The 1,967-nt window shown below is 39.3% G+C and carries 2 protein-coding genes; both read right to left on the bottom strand.

All coding sequences use genetic code 11. The features are described 5' to 3' along the window. Positions 1–381: 381 nt before the first annotated feature. Entirely contained in the window at positions 382–1,038 is a 657-nt protein-coding gene (locus HH219_RS21510) for a hypothetical protein (protein WP_169328584.1), read from the bottom strand. 504 nt (positions 1,039–1,542) lie between these two features. Next, on the bottom strand, positions 1,543–1,821 hold the full coding sequence (locus HH219_RS21505; RefSeq protein ID WP_169328583.1) for a hypothetical protein: 279 nt from the start codon (positions 1,819–1,821) through the stop codon (positions 1,543–1,545). Positions 1,822–1,967: the final 146 nt, after the last annotated feature.

The raw sequence follows: 1,967 nt of genomic DNA, 5'->3' as shown, positions 1-1,967 counted from the left end.
TATCAAATGAACTAGATAATGTTTGATATCCAATTAAGCTTGCAACAGTCAAAGCTCCAACAACCTTTAATATTTTTGTATCTTTATCATTCATACCGAAGTTATTTACATCCCCATATCTATATCTGGTCCTTCTTGAATATTGGTGGCGATAGCACCCGTAGTAGACTGTATTGCTTTAACATAACTAGACAGCCACTTTAATTGAGTAAATAAAACTGTGCTACTAAGTTTACCCTTTTGGGCTGAAGACTTATCTATTTTTATATCATCACCCGCACATCGCTCATTAAGCGAGCGCCTATACTGTTAAACCTAAATTACACGCATGGAAATGACTGCATGATTGCAGTTTTAATTCTTTATTGAAGACTTTTAACTTTATGCCAGTAGCTTTTCGCTGTTACTGACATTGCTACGCCGTTTTCTGTTCAAGTGTTCACTGTAACTCCCTTGTGAGGTCGTCCTACCTACTGCGCCATGAAATACGCGCGTAAATTGCGTGGTCAGTTTCAACCAGTTTTCTGGGGAGATATTTACCCTTTCTAGTAAAGGTAAATGTGTGCTTTCAATATACCCGCGTTTTCCTTCTCGAATACAACGCCCTGTTAATTCAGCCAATTCAAGGTAGGATTTAAGTTCAAACGGTAGCCCTTTTGGCATGATTTGACGTGGCATGCCTGCAAAACGCAATAGTTTTTTTGGTTGCTTGCCTTCTGTTGCGCTTTCTAATCGTTTTTGCACACCCGTATGTGATGACTCTTCTGGCGTGTTTGCTATTTTGGCCCTGATAGGATTTAAATCAACGTATGCCATACAGGCTGCCAATGATGCTTCACCAAGAAGCGCTTGTGACTTGATGCGGCCTTCCCAGAATCGTCCTGTGCAGTTATCTTCAACCCAGCCTCTGCGATGCTCAAAAGACTTCCCTGTAAAACGGTCTTCACCGCACAAGAAAGCACGACGAACGCAACGTGAAATACAGTGATAATACTTTGTATCAACCAAACTTATTTGACGCTTTCTTGCAATTGCCATGTGACACCCTGATTATATTTTGCACTAATTAAAAGTTAGTGCAAAATATAAAAAATACAAACTTTAGGATGGGTGTCATCGTTGTTTCCGCATCATCGTTGTTTCCGCATCATCGTTGCAATAAACAAAGTCGCTTACACCTGACTTGAGCCTGAAACTAACTGGATCATAATGATGAAACCAGCCGCCTTGAATAGTGCCATGATTAGGTTAACCGATGAGTGTCTCGGCTCTGGCATCCTGCTTCGCTCTACCTTCTAAATCCATTTAGTCGTAGTGCCCCTACAAATCCATAAGGATATGGAAAAAAATAGGCTGCGATGAGATCGCAATAAGAGAGCCTCTATATGTGTTTGCCGTAAGCAACTTGCTTAACAGCCGCATCGACAGACGAAGTAAACGAATTTGTTTATTGATTTGAAGTTGACCGTCACTGTATAAAAACGGTCAAAAAGAACACTAATGCCTATTGACAGAGTTAAGGCTCATATGTGTTATAAGCCCTTAACACATTGAATCAAAGAATATTTCAGAGTAGCACTCACTTGAAATACCTAATGTGAAGTTACCGAATTCAGTTTGATTAGTATCATTTTCTTCGACCCACAATCTATCCGCTTCTAACAAGTCACTGATGTTATCAGTATCACGTATGCCCTTGAGTACAACATTTAGATTCTCAGCTTCATCATTGAATGAAAACGTAATCTCGAATTCGCTTCCAACTCTTTTTACGTGTACTTCATTTACAATGACATTTTGATACGTATGGTTAAGTTTCACCGAATTCCCTTTGGGTTTATAACGAGGCTGTAGAATAACTCTAACAGCCAAATTCAATTAAAAAACGAGCTCCTGTAATTAACTCTAAGCGTTTTTAAAGCATTAGGTAATGCATTTGGAACCCATAAAACAGGCTGTTTTTCTTA

It is taken from the genome of Pseudoalteromonas sp. NEC-BIFX-2020_015, from assembly GCF_012952265.1.
GTDB lineage: Bacteria > Pseudomonadota > Gammaproteobacteria > Enterobacterales > Alteromonadaceae > Pseudoalteromonas > Pseudoalteromonas neustonica.
The sequence above is the reverse complement of the archived record's forward strand: the minus strand, read 5'-3'. Positions and strand labels throughout refer to the sequence as shown.